Origin of the sequence: Enterobacter sp. 120016 (assembly GCF_018383635.1) — a bacterium.
Lineage (GTDB): Bacteria > Pseudomonadota > Gammaproteobacteria > Enterobacterales > Enterobacteriaceae > Enterobacter > Enterobacter asburiae_D.
On sequence record NZ_JAHAWC010000036.1, the window covers coordinates 1 to 2,060 of the forward strand.

The window sequence follows — 2,060 nt, forward strand, 5'->3', positions numbered from 1 at the left end:
TCGGTAAACGCCGGCCGCGTCTCCTGCGGCGCGGTGGACGACGGTTTGACCCCGAGCATCGCGTTCAGGTCGGCAAACAGGGCGGGATCAAGCTGTCCGAGACCGTTCAGTTTCGGGTTGATGCTGATCAGGTACGGGCTTTTCGGGTTGTCGGAGAAGACAAAATAGCCGTTGTTGCCCGACGGCAGCGGGTAAGCGCTGGTATCGACGCGCTGGCCCTGATAATGCCCGACGGCACCGCCCTGAGCGGTTCGGAGATCGGCGGTGGTGACCCCGGCGTTCGCCAGCGCGCCCAGCTGGCCGAGGTTCGCGTTGCCTTTCTGGGTGGTGGCAATGTTGCTGAGAGACGTGCCGGACGCGCCGCCGTTTTCCAGCGCGCCGCCGCCGTTAAGCTGCTGCAGCGCACCCTGAAGCTGATCGTTCCACTGCGGCGAGTTCACCGCCACGGTGCCGGTAGCGTTGAGCCCCTGTTTTTGCACGCCGCTGCCGATGGTCTGGTTGCTGAGGGTATTCAGCGACGGGGTGGAGATAACGTTGCTGACGCCGCCCGCGTTAGCGGTGGTACTGGTGTTGCTGATGTTGCTGGTAAAGTTCGCGGTGACGTTGCCGCCCGCCTGGATGACGGCGCGGAATGTTTCGCCATTTTCACTTTCTGTGACATGCCCATCTAATACATAGGTTACGTCATTGTCGTAGTAAGTATTGCGATGGGTTGGAAAGTAGGAGCCAGAAAAACTACCGCCATATGATGGGCTTACATATTTATATACAGCATATTCTGTATAAGTTCCGCTCTGATAGCTCTGATTATTCAGCGTGTTTCCTGTAAGCGTAATATTGCTATTCGCCAGGATTGCACTAGCCTGATTGCTCAACTCTGCGGCAGTGATAGTCAGGTTACGCCCGGAAGAAATACGAGCGCTTCCACCTTCAGCATTTACAACCTGAGCTGTCTGATTTAATGCATATTTACGTGTTTCATAGCCTGTAATTGGTCTGTAATAGTAATGGGTATCCTCATACAAGAAACAGGGAACCCCTCCACATGTACCAGAACCCTCATGGGTATAAGTGCTGTATTTATCCCGAACAAGCGTATCAATTCCGAGAACCGACACGGGTATGTCAACAGTTGCCTGCCCAACCCAACCATACGCTGGCGACATACTTGTGGTTGTGGTTGACGTTAATCCGGCACGTTGATTGAGCAAATTAGCCGTCTTAACCGTAATATCCCCATTCTGCGTCTCAATATTCCCCGACGTGTTCACCACCTGGCTGTTGGCATTCCCCGCCGCATCCCGCTGCATCCACAGGTTGTTCCCCGCCATGATGTCGCCGCGCTGGTTGGTGATGCTGTCGGCGTACAGCGCCAGGTTATTCGCCGCGTACAGCAGCGCGGTGTTGACGATGGAGCCCGGTGCGCTCAGGGTCAGCGAGCCGCGCGTGCCGGTGAAGCCGTCGACGGTAATGTTGCTCCGGCTGGCCACGGTGATGTCGCCCCCGCCCTGCACCGCGCCCGCGGCGTTCAGCGCCACGCTGCTGCCGGAGAGCGTGCTGGTGCCGCCGCCGGTGGTGATTTGTCCGTTGTTGCTGAGCTGCCCGCCCGCGCTGAGGTTCACCGCCTGCCCCTGCAGCACGCTGCGGTTATCGATGTCGCCGCCGCTGCTGATGGTCAGGGTTCTGCCTGCCGCCACGGCGGTCCGGCTGGTAAACGCGTTCGTCAGCTGCAGCGTTAAATCCCCCAGGGACACCAGCTGGCCGGTGAGGTCCAGCCCCCGGCTCTGCAGCCACAGGTTGCCGCCGCTCAGCAGCCTGCCGCCCGCGCTCTGGGTCACCTGGTCGGCATTGATGCTCAGCTGCGCGTTGCCGAGCAGCGTGCCGCTGTTGTTCAGCTGGCCGTAGTTAACCGTCAGCTGTCCCGCCTGAGTGGTGCCCTGGCTGGCAAGCGTGGCGCCGGTCAGGGTGGCCCGGTCGGCCACCCACGTGCCGCCGTTGACGGCGTTTGCCGCATTGAGTATCAGGTCGGTGGCCTGCAGCCAGCCGGTGCCGGTGAACTG

At 60.0% G+C, this 2,060-nt stretch carries 1 pseudogene; it reads right to left on the reverse strand.

From position 1 onward, the window contains the following. Nucleotides 1–2,060 (reverse strand): annotated as a pseudogene (locus KIF87_RS22970) (Contact-dependent inhibition of growth factor CdiA); the annotation flags it as partial.